Source organism: Bradyrhizobium sp. SPXBL-04 (assembly GCF_051853035.1).
Taxonomy (GTDB): Bacteria; Pseudomonadota; Alphaproteobacteria; order Rhizobiales; family Xanthobacteraceae; genus Bradyrhizobium; species Bradyrhizobium zhanjiangense.
The window spans coordinates 5,603,917-5,622,076 of record NZ_CP182472.1; the positions used below are offsets into that span (position 1 = coordinate 5,603,917).

The window sequence follows — 18,160 nt, forward strand, 5'->3', positions numbered from 1 at the left end:
GCGGTGCCGAAGCTCCTGCACCTCTGCTGCTCGCCCCGCCCCGACTCGGAATCGAGTGCCGGCGCGCTAGCCTTCATTGAGCACTTTCGTCAGGCCCATCCCGATTGGGACATCGACGTCATGGATCTCTGGCGCGAGCAGTTGCCTGAGTTCGCTGGCCCCATCCTCGAAGCCAAATACGCACGCATGAACGGCCATCGCTTCAACGATCCTCAACGCGACAGGTTTGCCGAGGCCGAGCGCATGGCGCTGCGCTTTTCACTCGCCGATCGCGTGTTGATCTCGACGCCGATGTGGAACTTCGGCATCCCCTACAAGCTGAAGCAGTTCATCGACATCATCGTCCAGCCCGGGCTCACCTTTCGTTTCGATCCGTCGCAGGGATATATCCCGCTGCTGAAGGACCGGCCGACACTGGTGGTCCTCGCCAGCGGCAGCGACTTTTCCACCGGCATGAACCGCGGCCGTATCGACATGGCGACGCCCTACTTGCGGGAAATCCTGCGCTTCATTGGCATCAATGATGTCCGTTTCGTCGCGATCGGGCCGACCATCGGGCCGCGGCAATCGCTTGAAGCCGCCCGAGAACGGGCCTCTAAACGCCTCGCTGCAATGGCTGCGAATTTCTGATGCCGTTGCGAACGGACCGCCGCTTCAATGCGGCGGCGGGATCAAGGCGCGCAGGATGCCCGGCTTCCAGGCCTGACGCGCACTGTCGAAGGCCGCAAAATCATGGTCGAACTGCCAATAGGCCCATGACCAGCCAAGTCTGTCGGCGCTTCTCGCCATGAAGGAGAGGTATCGCAAGCGACTGTCGGACGGCGCGCGCTCATACACCCCGAATTCGCCGAGATAGATGGGGCGCTTCTCTCTGTCCGCCCAGAGACTCATCTTCCTGAAATCGGCGGCGGCTTTCGCTTCGTCATCCGGAGTGCCCCAATCCAGGGGACCGATTTTCGAGAAAGTTGCAGACCATGGCGCCCCTTGGTGCGTGAATCGTATGGGCGCGTAGTAGTGAAAGGTGATGATGAGATTCCTGTCCTCGGCCGGCAGAACCAGCTCGTCGACAGTAATATCATCCGTGTTGAGAACGGCGGCAATGACCGGCCGCTCTGGGTTGGTGCGGCGGATGATGCCGAGACACTCGTTGAGCAGTGAATTCCAGCTGGCGGACGTCATGTGCCCACCAGGCTCATTCAGGACCTCGAAGACGAGCGTGGGGTACTTCCCGGCATAGCGCTCGGATATCTGCCGCCAGAACGACTTGAGCTTCTCAGTGCATCCGGCAACGTCGCTTTGGCAAATGTGCGTGTCATGCTCGTCGACGACAGGAATGAGGCCCCTCGCGAGGACCTCCTCGATGACGGCATCGAGCCGCCTCAGGACGATCTCATCCAGGACATTCTCCGGGCTCATGAACTTGAAGCCGAAGAAATTGATCCTGACGTGCGAGAACCCGGCCTTCTTGATCGTCGTCAAATTGTCCAGACGGAACGGCGCGTTCTGGCCGCCTTCCCAGATTCCATCGTAGCCGAGAATATTGATACCGCGCCCCAGTCTCGGCACATCGCGGGAATTGGCCCGCTCGGCTCCGTGGACCTCGGAGAAGAGCGATGCAGCGAAGAGCGTCGTTGCTGCCAGCATGACGCTCCCCGGCCGCCGAGCGCGCATGACGGTCATCTTGCGTCCATTTGCAAGGACTGGAAGTCGGCCTGTGGCATCGACCTGCACGTCGCAAAGAAGAACGAGACGAGCAGCACCGACGTGAACATCGTCGAACGGAGGAATGTCGTCTCCGTAAAATTGGTCTGAAAGCTGAGCACGACAAATCCAATGATGAGAGCGCAGTGCGAACGATCGATGGATCTGGTCGAAATCAGATCGAGAATCTTGCTCGAGAACAGAACAACACTCGCAGCGAAAAGCACATATCCCAGAAACCCTGTTTCCATCAGGATCGCGATGTAGCCGCTGTGATAATTGTCCAGCACCCAGCCGTGGTTCTGTTCGAAATAATCGTAGATCGACGGGACCGTCCAAAAGCCGTTGATCCCGAAGCCGAGCAACGGCGCATCGTCGAAATGGCTGATGGCGTAGTGCCAGATGAACGTTCGCTCGGTGAAATCGATGGTCGCATCGCCGACATGGATGGCGTCATAGCCCGTCACGTAAAAATAGAGAAACAGGATCCCGGCCAGGATGCACATGACGAACGGCAGGACCGCATAGACCCTCATGCAGCCGACCGACCACATCGAGGTCACGAGCAGTGCACAGGCCGCCAGGGCAACAGCGCCGGCACCGCGCGATTCCGACGCGAGGACGCAAGTTGAGGCCAGCAGGAACACGACGAGGAACGTCGGCCACCCCTGCCCCTTCATCTTAAGATAACAGGCAAAAAACATCAGATACGCGCCGACAAAGCCGAGCGTCTGCTTCGATTCATAGACGCCCTGCCATTGGCCGCTGTGCATCCAGGTTTGGTCTATCCCAATATCGGGCACGGCAAGCGCACAGAAGGCCGATGCCGCGACCAATATGAACAGGCCAAGGGCCGTGGCCTTCACAATCTCGTCCATCTCGAGGCGCGTGACGAGACAGAATGCGCCGAAGGTCGTCATGGCAAGCGCCGCACTCTTCATGAGCGCTGCCGCGCTCAGGCTCGACCAGAACACGGAGATGACGGCGAAGGTGTAGAATGCGAGCAGCGCGATCAAATCGGGATTGAACTGCAAGCGCAGGCGCGGGCGCACGAATGCGCTCGCGTAGATGAGGACGCCCCACATCAGGAGCGCCACGGCCTGTTGCACAAAGCTCAGCTCCGGCGGCAGGAGCGCGGCGTTGAAGATGCCCATCGACGCGACCACATTGATGGTGATCGAACAGCTGATTGCAATTCTGGCAATCTTCTCAACGCCAACGCTGCGCGTCTCCCAGAACGCGCTCTCGAGTGCTCCGGAATCCACCTCGGTCTGCAGGCTGGCCATGAACCGACCTTCCTTAAGCGCGGTTAATAATTTGCTAGCGCGGGTCGATCTCCGGCGCTCCCAGCCCACACGATGCCGGAGTTTAAGAATTTGGTAACGATAAGAGACCGGGCGCGCAGCATTAATGCAATTCGCACCCCGCCGGTGTCTCGCCCGTAACGACCCTGCTATAAAGCGCGGATCGAGCTCGATCGAATTTCACGAATTATCTGGTTTCCTTGGTTGCGCATGAACAGATCCAGCAGCACGTTCGATATCGCCATCGAGCAGGCGCTCGACTTTCTCTCTCCGGAATACGCAGAACTGTTCGACAATTCCGCCGCTACCGCGTTCCAGCACCCACTCTGGCTGCACAGCCTCTACACCAGGCTGGCGTCTCATGCGGGGGCAACCCCTCTGATTGTCGTGGTCCGTCACCGCACGACGCGTGCCCTTGCAATGGTGCTGCCCCTGCTGCGGATCCGGCGCGGTCCGATAGGGACCGTGGAATTCGCCGACCTCCGCGTCTCCGACTATCTGGCGCCGGTTTGCAGCCCGACAATATTCTCCCAACTGCTCGCGGACGAGAGCGCATGCGCGGAGCTTCGAGGCCTCCTCCGTCCTTTCGACCTGCTCCGCATGACCAAGATTCCAGACGGACGGCTTCCGATCGAGAACCTGCTGGCTGCACCCCGCCGCGTCTCGATGGACACCAATGCCTACGCGACCGTCCTCGTCGCGCCGTTCGAGCAATGGCGGGCCAGTGCGATGGATCGCTCCTATCAGAAGGAGCTCGCGAAGAAATATCGTCAGCTCCAGAAAAAGGGCGCGTTGAGCTTCTCGTGCTGCAATGACAGCGCCTCCACGCTTGACGCGCTGGAGGTAATGAAGAAATTTCGCGGTCCCCGATTTCAATCACAAGGCGACGGCGACCTGCTCCAGCGCCCCGAATATTTCGACTTCTATTCCGAGGTGGCGCTTCGCGGCCTCGGCTCCTTTGTGCGGCTCTATGCCATGAAGATGGACGGCGACGTGATCGCCGCCGTGCTGGGATTGTGCCACCGCGGCACCTACCATGTCATCATGAGCGCGTTCGACATTGCGGGATACAAGAGCCAGTCCCTGGGGGCGCTGATGTTCGAGCAGGTGGCGAGGGATTGCATCGAGCGCAGGGACCAGATGCTCGACTTCACCATAGGTGACGAGCCGTACAAGAAACTGTTCGGCGGGCAGCCATCGCCGATGTGGGCGGTCACGCAGGCCGACAGCACCGCAGGCGCCGTCGCGTTGTTCGCGCTGAAGCAGGCACCCTGGCTCAAACTGGCCGTCAAGCGCATGTCGGAGTTCAGGCTCCTGCCGCCCCGCACCTCAACGCCGACGCGCTGACGAGCGCGAGGCGCCGACGGTCGCGGCAGTCACGCACGAAGTGCGCTGCGGACATGCGCGAGCCAGCCTGGCCGCATTTGATCGACCCGATGGGTGATACTGCGTCGCAGGAAGTGCAACCGCCGCCGTACATCCCAGCCGATATCGTCGCGCGAGGTCAGGGCCTGGCGGAATCGCGCCATCTTCAGTGACTGCTGGTCTGCCGCGATCTTGTCGCGATCGGCGTAGAATTCCGAGATCTTCTCCCGGCTCATGCCGGGAGTCATGAGCCACCGCGGCGCATATTCGGTGCAAAGACGCTCGACGTCCACCAGCAGGCGCGCGACGCCGGTGCCGGCGGCAGGACAGTTGGTCTGGAACGCGTCACCGATGAGCACGACACCAGGCTGAAGGTGCCCCTCGACGACGGAGAGGTCCATCACCCAGTTCCGTATCCGGTCGATCACACGAAAATCGCCGAGATAAGTCTGCAATCCCGGCAGCAGGCGCAGAACCGTCGCTTCCGTCTCGCGACGCAGATCGCGCATGATCGGATCGGCCGGGTCGCGGAACATGAAGAGGTTCGCCCTCATGCCTGCGCGTACCGGAAACAGGCTGAGGTAGTCGACGCCATCAGCGGTGCGTTCGCCGTAACAGGTCAGCGCCTTGAAATCGAACGGCGCGCCATCACGGCGGGCGATCGTGAAGCCGAACGAGACCGAGTGACCCACGGCCAGCACATGCCGCCTGATACCGAGTTTGTAGCCGAGAACTCCTGCCATGCCCGTGGCCAGAACGATGAGGCGCGCAGTGACGCACCGTCCGGAGGCAAGCTCGAGATGCTGGACGTCGTCGCTACAGCTGATCGCAGTGACCTCGTCGACGATCAGACTGGATGGATCAGGCAACTCGCTGCGCGCCATGGCGACGAGATCGGCATAGGGAAGCCCGTAAGCCTGGCCGACGCTGACATCGACCACCTTGCCTTCCCTTATGTTGAGCACGCGATCGTATGGACAGGCGGCGCTTTCGAGACCACGGATGAAGCCCAGCCTGCGGAACGCCTCCAGCTGGTGGCCTCCGATCTTTTCGACCCGGAATTCGTCCGGATAGACCGCGCGCTTATCCACCAGAACAACGCGATGCCCTGCCCGCGCAAGAACGGCTGCCGCCAGCGATCCAGCAAGGCCGCCGCCGACGATCGCAACGTCCGTCGCGATCGTCACGCCCCCGGCAGCGGCGATCGGCTCGCTCACGGTTCTGTCCGTCGTCATATCCAGGCTCCCACGGTTAACGTGGCTCCATCTGCAATTTTCTCGCCTGATGTCGCATCGCAGGACCAAACGCGATCATTTCCGCAGATCGAGGTTAATGAAGGGAGGACTGATCTGGAGCTGCGATGTCCCGGCACGAGCTTTGCTCAGGAGACTCTGCAAAGTCCGCGTTTTGGGCAGATCGGCGGCCATTCCGGCGAGCCATTCCGCATTCGAACGGCTGATCGTGCTGTCTTCGGCCGTCGATGCGGCCCTATGCCGCCATTCGGCCGAGCCGGGCTTTGCTCTATGTGGGACAATGGAGACGGCGATGTACCACCGTGAAGCAACTGACCTGGCCGCGACGTCGTCGTGGCCGGCAAGATCCTCGAGGCCGCTCATTAACACTCGCGGTTTTTCGGCATGCTAGGCTGGTGCCCGTATCGGCACGTAGCTCTTTCGGGGAGAGTTGCTCCTTAACATTCATGATCGAATCCATCATCCAGTTCATGCGGCGCGACGTGACGCGCGGTGTCGTCGGAACCATCCTTCTCAAGGTTGGTAGCGGCGCACTTGCGTTTGCATTGTTCTCGCTTGCGGCACGAACGATGTCGCCCGATGGCTTCGGCATCTTTGCGACTTGGCTTTCAGTCGCCCAGATCGCATCGGTCGTGGGCCTGGTCGGCCAGGAATCGCTCCTCGTGCGCTTCCTGAACGAGTATCAGGTGGGAAATCGGCCCGACCTCACCAAGGGCGTGCTGCTGTCGAGCCTGAAGCTTTCCTCCGTCGCGATGCTGGTTGTGATCGGTGCAATCGCGATCGCGGCGAACGTGAAGGGCGACTGGTGGCTGCTGATCCTCGCCGTGTCCGCCTACACCGCCGTGAATGCAGGTGTGATGCTCGGCAGCCAGGTTGCGCGCTCGCTGGTCAGCATCCTCATGGGGGAGGGAAACAGAGAGTTCTTCTGGCGGGTCGGCGTCGTCCTGTTTCTGCTCGCAATCATGTTCGGCCATCGCCAACTCGACCCCGCCGAATTGTTCGCGGTGATGACGATCGCGATGTCGGTTGGCCTGGTCGCGCAGGTCGTTTCGATCGCGCGAGCTCTGCCGGATCTCCGCGGCACGGCGGCGCAGTCCGAGACGGGCCGCTGGAGATCGAGCGCGCTTCATTTCTGGATCGCCTCCGTCCTCGAAGCCGCAAACCAGTATTTCGACGTCATTCTGGTTTACTGGATGCTGGATCCCGCGACCGCCGGCATCTATTTCGCCGCCTCGCGCCTTGCCAACATCTTCGCCATGTTGTCGGCCGCGCTGTACAGTTTCGGGGCGCGCCGGCTTCCTTCGCTGCACTTCAGCAAGAACCTTCAGGAATTCGAGCGGACGTTGCAGCTGATGGCGGAAGTGACCGCGCTTTGCGTGGTCAGCGGGCTCTTCCTGATCTGGATTGGCGGCCCCCATCTTCTCAACCTGTTCGGACCCCACTTCGCCGCACAGCATTGGGTCCTGATCGTGCTCGCGATCGGAACGGCGTTTCAGGCAGCGGGCGGTCCCTCTGCGGCGATATTGCAGCTCACCGGCCATGAGCGCATCTATGTCCCCGTCGTCGCGGCGAACGTGGCGTTGCGGCTGGTCGGATTTCTCGTGCTGATTCCCTGGCTCGGCGTGCTTGGCGCAGCAATCTCCGCCACGGTGTCGCTGGCGCTTGCGACCATCGCGCTCAACGTTCTCTGTCGCAGGCGAACCGGGGTTGATCCTTCAATTCTCGTGCTCTTGCGCTTCGGTGGATCGAAACGCGGCACCTATGCAGTCCGCGGCGCCGACGCGGGCGACTAGGCTCCGGTTCAACCGCGGCAGGCACGGCTCGGCCGCGCGTCGCCGAACGACCGTCAACCAGCCAGGCCGAGCGCTTCACCCCGACGTTGAGCCGACGACGGGTCTGCCGGCACACGATTGACGACGATCCCGGTCGGCACGCCGCCAAAGCGTGAGAGCGCGGCCGTCACCCTGCGCATTGCGGCTGAATCGATTGCGTCTTCGCGGGCGACCAGGATGACGAGATCAGCATGAGCGGCCAGAGCAGCCGCTTCCGGCTGCAAGGCCAGAGAGGTGGCATGGACGACGATCAGATCGAACTCTGAACGAATATCGTCTGCGGGCGACGATTCGGGCCCCTTGCTGACGTTCAGAAGCTCGTCGATGCTGCGAAAATCCGCCGCGGTCGCGCCATCCGCCGGCGCCTTGGCGAGGCCGGTCGCGGCACCACCGAGATCCGGCTCGACCCGGATCAGGACGCTCAGCTTTCCCCCGTTCAGCGCCCACCGATTCAGCGACCGCGCGACCGTGTTGCCGCCGGCGCGTTTCCCGACCGACATCACAAGCGCAACCTTGCCCCGGCCTTCCGGCAATTTCTCCAGCATGTCGAGCAGCGGACGCAGATGCGGACCGAGATTTAGTTCACTCGTCGCAGACACCGGGCTTTGCCAGATGTTTCTCGGGACCTCGCCAGGTGGCAGGTCGGGAACGCGGGCCCACACGGGCGGACGTGACCACGCCCCGGGCTGGCGCGGAGCCGGATCGGGGGCGCGAACGTCCGGAGCGGATTTGTCCGATCTGCGTCCCGTTGCCGCCACGACCGCCGTCGATGTCAGCAGCGAACCGATCGCGAGCGCAGCGAGCAGCAAAGACAGCGGCGGAAGGGTCGAGCGAAGCGGCGGAATGGCGGGCGAGGCGACCTTGGTCTGAGAACTCTGCAACAGGCGCTGTTCATTCGTCGTCTTGGACCGCGAGAGGAACTGCTCGTAGATATTTCTGTTGGCCTCGGCGTCGCGCTGTAGCTCCTGGAGCCGGACCAGAGCCTGCCCGTCGACCAGAAGCTGCGATTCAGCCGCCTTCATCTGGCCTTCCAGAGCCTTCTGCTGATCGCGCTGCGCCTCATATTCCGACTTCGCGGTGTCGATACTCTTGGTCCGCTCGATCTCGATCTGCCTGTTCAGATCGTTCAGCTGGCCGTACGACATCACGAGGTCGGGATGGCGATCGCCGAGCACCGCCCGCTTCTGCGCGATTTGATCATTGAGCGCCGACCGCTGGGCTCGCAATGCGCTTAGGAGATCCTGCTTTACGGGGCCCTCGATCTTCGCCTTCACGTCGCGCTGCGCCTGCTCGTAACGGGCTTTGGCCTCCTCGGTCCGCGCGCGCGCAGCTGCCACCTGCTGCGACAGCTCGGTCACCCGCAATTGCTGGGTCGTGGCGTCCTTGCCGGCGTTGACGATCCTGTGCTCGAGCTTGAATGTGGCAACGGCGTCTTCGGACGCCTTCAACCGGTCGCTCAGTGTTTTGAGCCGGCTGCCGAGCCAGTCGGCAGCCTCGTCGGTCGCCTCGGTGCGAATGCGGCTCTGTCTGGCGACGAACGCCTCGGCAATGGCGTTGGCATAGTAGGCAGCCCGCTCCGGCCGGTTCGAGGTGAAGCGGATGGCGATGACATAGGTCAGCCCGCGACGGGAAATGTCGAGACGGTTGCGGAAGCGCTCGAGCAGGCGCGCGGGGGCGGTGTAGCCGCCGGAAATGTCTTCGTCATCGCGGACCTTGAGCTGCTCGATCAGCGGCTCGAGAAAGCCGTCGGACTTCGCCACTTCGACCAGGCTTTGCAGCGCGGCGCTATCCTGCCCTATGCCCGGCAAAACGTCCTGCTCCGTGGTCACGCGCTGCTCGCGGGGATCGACGACGACCAGCGCGGTCGCTGCGAACCGGACCGGAAGCACCAGGAGAACGACGGCGCCAAGCGCGAAGATCGCGAGCGCGAGCATCAAGAGCCGCCGAGCGTTTTGGCGAAGGAAGGAGAGCGCACCGGCGGCAGTGAACACACCGCCAAAGCGTGCAGCGGCTCCGGCAGCCTCAGCGCTCGACGAATTCCGGCTCCACGACGCGGCAACGCCGGTCGATCCGGAACTTGTCGGGTCTGCGCGGCGACCGAACGTCATGGACTCTACTCGGATTCAACTGGCGAACACTGTTCAGTGGCCCGCTCCACCGTAAATATCTATGGTTAATCCGCGGTTACCCGACCCTCGCGCGACCATGACCAATTGGTTAACGCGGTCGCTTCACTTCCTTTGGAAACTGCCAGAATTCTCTCGCGAAGGATGCCGTTCCGGCAGGCTGCGCATTAACTCCGTTTATTGCTAGTCGGTGTCCGCGCGATGCTCGCATGGTAGGTACGGGGTCAAGAAGGTGAAAACTTCGTTTCTTCAGTGGGTCGGGATCCGTGCTCCATTACCAGCCAAACAAGGAGTTGGGCGAGACGACTGCGACAGCACTCACGCCGTCCAACGGAAACGGACGGAAGCTGCACGTCCTTCTCGTCCAGACCCAGGCCGAAAACGCCGGCGCGCAGGAGATCTCCAGGCTGCTCGGTGCCGGCCTTACCGCGCGCGGCTATCGCGTCACCAATCTGTTCTTCTTCCGCAAGTCGGATTCGTTCGACGAGCCGCCCGATACGTTCTACTGCGCCTCGAGCCGGCCGAGCAATCCGCTGGCACTGCTGCGAATGCTGAGGACGCTCGGCCGCCATATCAGGACCAGCAAGCCCGACGCCATTCTGACCTTTCAGCATTTTGGCAACGTGATCGGCGCCGGTGTGTCGCGCCTCGTCTGCCGCGCGCCTGTCATCGCCAACCAGGTTTCGTCCGCGCTGTCGATGAGCCGGCCCGTTCGCACGGCCGACATCGTCATGGGCAGCCTCGGCTTCTTCGATCGCATCACGCTCAATTCGAAGGACATGCAGCGCGAATATTCGCGCTACCCCGCGGCGTATCGGTCACGCATGGTGCATGTCCCGCACGGCTTCGACGACAAGGCCCTCACCTTGTCGAAGGACGCGGCACGAGCGACATTCAACCTGCCGCCGGATCGCATCCTGCTCGGCTGCGCGGCGAGGCTGCATCCGCACAAGCGGCTTGATGCGGCGATACGCTTGTTGCCGGATCAACCATCCTGGCACCTTGCACTGGCCGGACAGGGAGCTGATGAGGCCCGGCTGAGGCAGTTGGCCGACGAATTGAAAGTATCGGATAGGCTGTACCTGCTCGGCGAGATCCCGCCGCGCCGGATGGCGGACTTCCTCGCCTGTCTGGACGTGTTCGTATTCCCGACGCAGGCCGAAACCTTCGGTCTGGCCGCGGTCGAGGCCGCAAACGCCGGTGTCCCCTCCGTGGTCACCGATCTTCCCGTGTTGCGCGAGGTGCTGTCCTTTGAGGGAAAACCAACCGCACTCTTCGTCGACGCCTCCGATCATGCGAAGCTGTCGGCAGCCGTTTCGACAATTCTGACGAATCAAACCCTGAGCGACGAACTGCGACAAAACGCCAAAGGCCTGCGGCTGCGTTATTCGGTAGATGCCATGGTGGAGGAATACGTTCGGCTTCTCAGCCAAGTCGTTTGACGGGGCACGCTGGAATAGATGGGCTCGACATGATCATCGAGTTTCGCTGTGAACGTGAGCATGCGCGGCGGTGGATGGACCGCGAGACGCTGTCGATCGACGGCCGGGACGCGCCGCTTCAAATCGCCTGGACCGCAACGGCGGAGTCGCGCCCCACAGGTCTCGACGCGCTATTCGAACTCGAACGCATGGTGTTGCACAGGGGCCAACACAGCGGCGCCGGCAAGCTGAAGATCATCCCGGAACGGACGCAGGCTCGCGCCGGCACGGCCGACGTGATCGTCGATTTTACGGGCGCCGCGCGCGACCCCAACTGTTCTGCCCGGCTGTATCTGCGCCCTCTCTTCAACGGCGCCGCAGGCGAAAATGCCGCGCTCGCCGCCATTCTCGCCGGCGACCTGCCGGTGATCGAGATCGTCAACGAGGTCGACAATACAGTGCTCGATCGCGGCCACCCATCCGGAGAAATCGCGGCCGGCCTAAGCGGCGCGCTCGAAACGGTGATGGCGCGAACCCTGACCATGGTGGCGGCAATCCTGTCGGAACGCCCGCGCATCGTGCCGCAGCTGGCACGTCCCGCCGGAAATCGCATCGGCCTGCAGCCGGCGGCCTACGTTGCGCACGGCCTCGCCGTATCGATCGCCAAGGAGATCTATCGGCTCTGCTGCTATGCCCCGCATTGGCATATCGGATGGCGCTTCAATGACGGCGCAGGTGTCTGGCAGACCGGAAATCTATCGGGACCAGGCTGGAATGTCCTCGCCGATCCCGGCCATCGTTTCTACGCCGATCCGTTTCCCATCACGTGGCAGGGACGGACATTCGTCTTCTTCGAAGATCTCGATCACCGGATTGGAAAGGGGATCATTTCCGCGATCGAGTTCAACGATGCGGGCCCGGTGGGAGACGTCGTGCCGGTGCTAGAGGAGCCCTGGCACCTCTCCTACCCGTTTCTGATCGAGAGCGACGGCGCGTTGTGGATGATCCCGGAGAGCTCGGTTCACGGCGACGTCGCGCTCTACAAATGCGTTCGTTTTCCGGACAAATGGGAGCGGCACGCGACGCTGCTTTCCGGCCTCGAACTCGCCGATGTCACGATCACGCAGCACAACGGCCTGCACTATCTGTTTGGAGCCTGGCGCGACGGAACGGGCGGCTATTCGGATTCGCTGGCGATCTACTACGCGGACCGCCTCTTTGGCCCGTGGTTGCCCCATGCCAGCAATCCGGTCCTGATCGATCGTGCGAGCACGCGACCGGCGGGGAATTTCGTCACCATCGATAACAAATTGTGGCGCCCGGTCCAGGATTGTGCCGACGGTTACGGCGCAGCGCTCGCGCTAGCGGAAATCGTCGAACTGTCGCCGACGACGTTCAAGCAGAGCGTCCAGCATTCGCTCAAGCCCGGGCCGGCATGGCCCGGCCGGAAGTTACACACGCTGAACCGCTGCGGCCGGCTCGAGGTGATCGACGGGTCGCGCGTTCAACCCAAGGCCCATGCCTTCGCGAGCAAATTTCCATCGACCGCTTTGGCTCCGCGAACCAATCCCTCCGCCGCCTGCTAGCGCGGATGATTGAACAGGTCCGTCGTGGCGTCGTCGACTGCGATCTCGACCAGCGCGGGGCCGCTTGACGCCAACGCTTCCGACAAGATGGGGTCGACATCGCCGGCATCGGTGACGCGCCACCCCACGCAACCCATTCCCTTGGCGAGCGCAACGAAGTCGAGCCCGGGCAAGTCGATTCCGGGAGGGCGATGCGCCTGCATGACGATATCGTCAAGTAGCCTGACTAATCAGTATCGAGCGTGTCGAACTCGGGCCGCCCGCGCGCTCGTACGGCCGATCAGCGCGTGTACGCGCTATGCATACGGGCGGCGTGGGTCAAGACGCCGCCCGTCGTTTCGTGTGTCGCGCGCACCCGGCAGGGACGGTGTTCTACTGAGAACGATCCGACGTCCAGCCCTTGTACTCGGCGACGTTGTCCCGGGTCACGAGCTTCGAAGGCAACAGCTCGACGGTCGAGGCCGGCTTCTGGCCATTGAGAATGCCGACACCGACCTGCACGGCCCGCCGCGCCATGAAGAACGGGTCCTGCGAAGCCGACGCCTGGATCTGAGGGGACTGCGGATCCTTCAGCGCGGCCTCGATATCCGGTGCGCCGTCGACCGCGGTGATGACAATGCCGCTGCGGTTCTGCTGGCGCGCGGCAAGATCAGTGCCGATCGCCTGCGGATCGTTGATGGCGAAGACGGCGTCGATCTTCGGGAAACGGGTCAGATAGCCCTGCGCGACGGTGAGGCCGCCTTCGCGCGAGCCCTTGCCGTCCTGGTCGCTGGATAACACCTTGATGCCGGCATTCTTTGAGAGGACGTTCTTGCAGCCGACGACACGGTCGATCACGGCGGAGACCTGCGGCCCGTTCTCGATGATGACGTCGCCCTTGCCGCCCAATTTGTCGACGATGTACTGGCAGGAGATCTCGCCGGCCTGCACGTTGTTCGTGGTCACGGTGGCATCGGCACCTTCGGCCGCGGTATCGACCGCGACGACGACGATGCCTGCGGCCTGCGCCTTCTTGATCGCCGGCCCGATCGCCTTGGGATCGCCGGGGTTCAACAGAATCAGATCGACGCCGGCGGCAATGAAATTGTCGATCTGGGTGACCTGCTTGCCGAGGTCGTATTCGAAGCCGACCGTCGTGATCTTCACATTGGGATTGGCCTTCTTCGCCTCGAACTCGGCGCCCTTCGACAGCGCGACGAAGAACGGGTTACCCATCGACCCCAGCGAGACGCCGATCGACTTGAGCTCCTTGGCAAAGGATGGCGCGGTGCTTAAGGCAAGCGCCATCGCGGCGCCGGCGAGCATGATCGTCTTCAACATGGTTTCCTCCCTGGTCTGTCTTCGTCCCCGGCACGGCAGACCAGTTGCCGCAACGGAACCTCGCATCACGCCATGCGCACTCCAAGTGCGCGCCGAGCCCTTCAAGTCCTGGCAGACCCCTGCAGCCGGTAACGGTCCAGCGCCACGGCGCCGATGATCACCAGGCCCTTGATCACATATTGCCAGATGTCGGAGACACCGATGAGGATGAGGCCGTTCGACAGCACGGCGATGATCAGCGCGCCGACCAGCGTGCCCCAGATCGAGCCGATGCCGCCGACGAACGAGGTCCCGCCGAGGATCACGGCGGTGATCGCGTCGAGCTCGTAAGATTGACCGAGCTGGAGGCCATTGGCCGCATAGAGCCGCGCCGCCTGCATGGCGCCGCCGAGTCCGGCGAAAAGTCCGGAAACGCCGTAGACGAAGATCAGCACGGCCCAGACCTTGATGCCGGCAAGCCGCGCCGCGCTATCATTGCCGCCCACCGCATAGATGTGCACGCCGAGCACGGTCCGGCGCAGCACCAGCCAGGAGACGAAGATGACGAGCAAGGCGATCACCGAGAGCCACGGGATCGAGGCAACGCCGGGGACGAGCGTCAGCGAGCCATTGCCGATGAAGGCATAAGGAATGGAAGGATTGAACACGGTGGTATCGGCCCCGAGCAGTCGCGCCAGGCCGCGTACGGCGGTGAGAGAGCCGAGCGTGACGATGAAAGGCGGCAGGCGCAGGAGCGCGATCAGCGCGCCATTGATGACGCCGAAGCCAAGACCGGTGAGCAGCGCGGCCGGCAGCCACAGCATCCCGAGCTCCGGCAGCTTGGAGAGCGTCAACCCGGCCATCGCGGAGGCCGCCAGGATCGAGCCGACCGAGAGGTCGATGCCGCCGGTGAGGATGACGAAGGTCATGCCCGCGGCGAGCACTGTATTCACTGCGGCCTGCTGCAACACGATGCCGAGATTTTGTCCGGTGAAGAAGCGGCCCTCGGACAGAAAATGGAAACCGACGCACAGGATCAACAGCACTGGCAGCATGCCGAGCGCGCTGATCAGCACCCTTATGCGTTGACGCTTCGTCTCTTGCGCAGCCGCAAGGCCGGCAGCTGTGGCAGTGTCCGCCTTCGGAGAGCCGTCATGCATCGAGTTGCTCCATCCCGGTGGCGAGCGTCATGATGTCTTCCTGGTTCAGGGGAGCCGCAGCTTCGCGCCTGATCTCACCGGCGATGTGTCCGGCGCGCATCACGATGACGCGGTCGCAGATGCCGATGATCTCGGGCAGGTCGGACGAGATGACGAGGATCGCGGTGCCGGCCTTGGCCAGATTGTCGATGATCGAATAGATCTCGGACTTGGCGCCGACGTCGACGCCACGCGTCGGCTCGTCGAGGATCAGAACCTTCGGCGCAATGGCGAGAAGCCGCGACAGCAGCACCTTCTGCTGGTTGCCGCCGGACAGGCCACCGGCGGGGACGGCGACATCGGCGGCGCGGATGCTGAGCCCCGCGAAAGCCCGGTCGGCGCGCTCGCGCGCCTTGTCGCGATCCAGAAACCAGCCGAGCTTCGCGTCGCGCGCGAGCACCGCGAGATTGATGTTGTCCAGACATGACATGTCGAGAAACAGGCCGAGCGCCTTACGGTCCTCGGTCAGATAGGCGATGCCGGCCTCGAGTGCCGCGCCGGGGCTGCGGATGTCGATCGGACGCCCCTCGAGTTCGAGACGGCCCGACGTTCTCGGTGCGGCACCGATGATGAGATGCGCAAGCTCGGTGCGACCGGCACCGATCAGGCCGGCAAGCCCCACGACCTCACCTGCATGCACGGTCAGTGAGCAACCCTTGACGCGCTGGCCATCGGCCATGTCGATCGCTGCAAGCACCGGATGCCCCCGTCCCGCCTCCGGATCGTGATCCTTCTTGTAAAACGACGAGACGTCACGCCCGACCATCAGCCGGACGATGGTGTCGGCGCGGATCTCAGGCTTGTCGAGCGACCCGACCAGCCTGCCGTCGCGGAGCACGGTGACGCGGTCGCCGAGCGCATAGACCTCGTCCATGCGATGCGAGATGTAGATGATGGCAAGCCCCTCGGAGCGAAGCTGGCGGATCAGCGCGAACAGCCGCTCGCTCTCCGCGGCCGACAACGAGGTGGTCGGCTCATCCATGATCAAGATTTTTGACCTCGCGTGCAGCGCACGCGCGATCTCGACCAGTTGCCGCTGGCCCATGGACAGATGCGCCACCAGCGTCGATGGCAGGAAGTCCGCACCCAGCCGTCTCAGGATCGGGCCGACGCCCTCGCGCATGGCGCCGCGCGCCAGCAAACCTGATCGCGAGATCTCCCGTCCCAGATAGATATTCTCGGCAACGCTGAGATTGGGAGCGAGCGACAGCTCCTGGTAGATGATGGAGATGCCCGCCGCGCGGCCACCGAGCGGGCCTTCGATCCGCACTGGCCGGCCCTCGATGCGGATCTCGCCGCCCGGATCCGGCCGGTAGGCGCCGGACAGGATCTTCATCAGCGTCGACTTGCCGGCGCCGTTCTCGCCCATCAGGGCATGAATTTCGCCGGCATAGACGGTGAGATCGACGGCCCGCAGCGCCTTGATGCCAAAGAAGGATTTTGAGACCCCGCGCATCTCGAGGATCGGATCGTTCATCGTGCCTCCCGCGCACAATGCGTTTCCCACCCGCGTCTCGTTTCTTGCCCAGCGCGGTTTGGTCATTAAACAAAAGCGGGTGACGCAGGGCAATACCGAAGGCGAGTATACCGAAGTATGGAAATCCAGATTGGGTCAGCTAGTGGCGCGGCCGATACAGTTCGCGCCATGCGGGAAGCCGCCCGGCATAGGTATCGACAAGTTCGGCGTCGGGCTCGAACGTCTCGATGCGCTCTGGCCGCGTGCATACGGCAGCGATTGCCTCACCGGTGACAGCAAGCCGCCCCAATCTCGCCGCACCGAACGCGGCGCCGGTCTCACCTCCAACGAAGCGATGGACCGGAACATTCAGCACGTTTGCCAGCACCGAGAGCCAGAATGGGGACCGCGAACCACCGCCAATGACATCGGCTTCCGCAATCGCAATGCGGGCATCCGCGAGCGCGTCGCGACAATCGGCAAGCGCGAAGGCAACGCCCTCGAGCACCGCCTGCACGATCGTCCCGCGGTCGGTGCCATGGCTCAGACCATCCAGCATGCCGCGCACGGCGGGATCGTCGTGCGGCGTCCGCTCGCCTGCGAGATAAGGCAGGAAGCTCACAGGCGACGGCGCCTGCGGACGCGCTCCAAGCGGCGCCAGCAGCTCGGCCTCGCCGACGCCGAACAGGCGCGCGAGCCAAGCGAGGCAAGAGGCGGCCGAGAGGATCGCGCCGGCCTGAATCCACATGGCGGGAATGGCATGGCAGAATGTATGCACCGCGCGGTCGGGGTTAGCGGCGATTCTGCTGGTTGGTGCCATGAGGGCACCGGAGGTTCCCAGCGATATGAACGCGGTGCCCGGCCGGATCGCGCCGATGCCGACGGCGCCGGCTGGATTGTCGCCGGCACCGCCCGCGATCACCGGCTGCCGGGTCATACCCCAGCGCCGCACGAGCTCGCCGCGCAGGGTCGTTGCGGGCGCGCATCCCTCGACCAGACGCGGCATGTGATCGCGCGACAGGCCGGTCGCCGCCAATGCCGCATCCGACCAGTCCCGACGCGCGGCGTCGAGCCACAGCGATCCCGATGCGTCGGAGACATCCTCGATGGCCTCGCCGCTCAGCACCAGGCGCAAATAGGCCTTTGGAAGCAGAACGAGCTTGATCGCCGCAAAGATGTCAGGCTCGTGCGTCGCGATCCAGAGCAGCTTCGGCGCGGTGAACCCCGGCATCGCTTTGTTGCCCGACGTCGCGCGCAAGGCGGGCCAGCGCTGCTCCAGGATAAGGCATTCGGCGGCCGAGCGCCCGTCGTTCCAGAGGATGCAGGGCCGCAAGGGCCTTAAGCTCGCATCGAGCAGCGTGGCACCGTGCATCTGGCCGGATAGTCCAATGCCTTCGACCGCCGCCAGCTCGCCGGCATGCGATGCCTTCAGGGCATCCAGCGTGGCGAAGGTCGCATCGATCCACTGCGCGGGATCCTGCTCGTAATAGCCTGATTGCGGCGAGACGGTCGTGAGCGGCCGGCTCTCGCTTGCAATCACGCGCTGCGCACCGTCGACGAGAACGGTCTTGACTGCGGAGGTGCCGAGATCGATGCCGAGATACATGGATGCTCCCGC

The 18,160-nt window shown here is 63.3% G+C and carries 15 protein-coding genes; 5 read left to right on the top strand and 10 right to left on the bottom strand.

Annotated features, from left to right (window positions below):
- Positions 1–3: 3 nt before the first annotated feature.
- The gene (locus ACNJX8_RS26720) at positions 4–630 is read left to right on the top strand and encodes an FMN-dependent NADH-azoreductase (RefSeq protein WP_439357315.1); all 627 of its coding nucleotides are present in this window, start codon (positions 4–6) and stop codon (positions 628–630) included.
- Positions 631–654: 24 nt separating this feature from the next.
- Here the strand turns inward: ACNJX8_RS26720 and ACNJX8_RS26725 are convergent, their stop codons facing one another.
- Positions 655–1,680: a glycoside hydrolase family 5 protein gene (locus ACNJX8_RS26725; protein WP_439361985.1), complete on the bottom strand. Its 1,026-nt coding sequence runs from the start codon at positions 1,678–1,680 to the stop codon at positions 655–657.
- Positions 1,677–2,987, bottom strand: coding sequence for an O-antigen ligase family protein (locus tag ACNJX8_RS26730; RefSeq protein WP_439357316.1), 1,311 nt, complete (start codon positions 2,985–2,987; stop codon positions 1,677–1,679). The genes ACNJX8_RS26725 and ACNJX8_RS26730 overlap by 4 nt, the downstream gene beginning before the upstream one ends.
- 228 nt (positions 2,988–3,215) lie before the next feature.
- Here ACNJX8_RS26730 and ACNJX8_RS26735 point away from each other — a divergent pair, with 228 nt between their 5' ends.
- A complete protein-coding gene (locus ACNJX8_RS26735; protein ID WP_439357317.1) occupies positions 3,216–4,352 on the top strand; it encodes a GNAT family N-acetyltransferase in 1,137 nt (378 codons plus the stop codon).
- Positions 4,353–4,381: 29 nt separating this feature from the next.
- On the opposite strand, the gene ACNJX8_RS26740 is transcribed toward ACNJX8_RS26735, so the two are convergent.
- The gene (locus ACNJX8_RS26740; protein ID WP_439357318.1) at positions 4,382–5,605 is read right to left on the bottom strand and encodes an FAD-dependent oxidoreductase; all 1,224 of its coding nucleotides are present in this window, start codon (positions 5,603–5,605) and stop codon (positions 4,382–4,384) included.
- A gap of 75 nt (positions 5,606–5,680) precedes the next feature.
- Positions 5,681–5,986, bottom strand: coding sequence for a hypothetical protein (locus ACNJX8_RS26745; protein ID WP_439357319.1), 306 nt, complete (start codon positions 5,984–5,986; stop codon positions 5,681–5,683).
- A gap of 83 nt (positions 5,987–6,069) precedes the next feature.
- Here ACNJX8_RS26745 and ACNJX8_RS26750 point away from each other — a divergent pair, with 83 nt between their 5' ends.
- On the top strand, positions 6,070–7,416 hold the full coding sequence (locus ACNJX8_RS26750) for a lipopolysaccharide biosynthesis protein (RefSeq protein WP_439357320.1): 1,347 nt from the start codon (positions 6,070–6,072) through the stop codon (positions 7,414–7,416).
- 53 nt (positions 7,417–7,469) lie between these two features.
- Here the strand turns inward: ACNJX8_RS26750 and ACNJX8_RS26755 are convergent, their stop codons facing one another.
- Complete coding sequence (locus ACNJX8_RS26755) at positions 7,470–9,563, bottom strand: GumC family protein (protein WP_439357321.1); 2,094 nt, start codon at positions 9,561–9,563, stop codon at positions 7,470–7,472.
- Between the two features lie 284 nt (positions 9,564–9,847).
- Here ACNJX8_RS26755 and ACNJX8_RS26760 point away from each other — a divergent pair, with 284 nt between their 5' ends.
- Together ACNJX8_RS26760 and ACNJX8_RS26765 are read left to right on the top strand one after the other, a co-directional pair.
- Positions 9,848–11,023 carry a glycosyltransferase family 4 protein gene (locus ACNJX8_RS26760; RefSeq protein ID WP_439357322.1) on the top strand — a complete coding sequence of 392 codons (1,176 nt, stop codon included), beginning with the start codon at positions 9,848–9,850 and terminating at the stop codon, positions 11,021–11,023.
- A 29-nt stretch (positions 11,024–11,052) separates the two neighbouring features.
- The gene (locus ACNJX8_RS26765; RefSeq protein WP_439357323.1) at positions 11,053–12,588 is read left to right on the top strand and encodes a glucosamine inositolphosphorylceramide transferase family protein; all 1,536 of its coding nucleotides are present in this window, start codon (positions 11,053–11,055) and stop codon (positions 12,586–12,588) included.
- On the opposite strand, the gene ACNJX8_RS26770 is transcribed toward ACNJX8_RS26765, so the two are convergent.
- The 5 genes from ACNJX8_RS26770 to xylB form a co-directional block, all read right to left on the bottom strand.
- A complete protein-coding gene (locus ACNJX8_RS26770; RefSeq protein WP_439357324.1) occupies positions 12,585–12,791 on the bottom strand; it encodes a thiamine pyrophosphate-dependent enzyme in 207 nt (68 codons plus the stop codon). The genes ACNJX8_RS26765 and ACNJX8_RS26770 overlap by 4 nt on opposite strands.
- A 169-nt stretch (positions 12,792–12,960) precedes the next feature.
- Positions 12,961–13,908, bottom strand: a complete 948-nt coding sequence (locus ACNJX8_RS26775; RefSeq protein ID WP_439357325.1) for an ABC transporter substrate-binding protein — start codon at positions 13,906–13,908, stop codon at positions 12,961–12,963.
- Positions 13,909–14,009: 101 nt separating this feature from the next.
- The gene (locus tag ACNJX8_RS26780) at positions 14,010–15,047 is read right to left on the bottom strand and encodes an ABC transporter permease subunit (protein WP_439357326.1); all 1,038 of its coding nucleotides are present in this window, start codon (positions 15,045–15,047) and stop codon (positions 14,010–14,012) included.
- Positions 15,040–16,563 (bottom strand): sugar ABC transporter ATP-binding protein, encoded by a 1,524-nt coding sequence (locus ACNJX8_RS26785; protein ID WP_128934775.1) that lies wholly within the window; start codon positions 16,561–16,563, stop codon positions 15,040–15,042. Before ACNJX8_RS26785 ends, ACNJX8_RS26780 begins: the two co-directional genes overlap by 8 nt.
- Before the next feature lie 139 nt (positions 16,564–16,702).
- On the bottom strand, positions 16,703–18,148 hold the full coding sequence (xylB, locus tag ACNJX8_RS26790) for a xylulokinase (protein ID WP_439410288.1): 1,446 nt from the start codon (positions 18,146–18,148) through the stop codon (positions 16,703–16,705).
- Between the last annotated feature and the right edge of the window lie 12 nt (positions 18,149–18,160).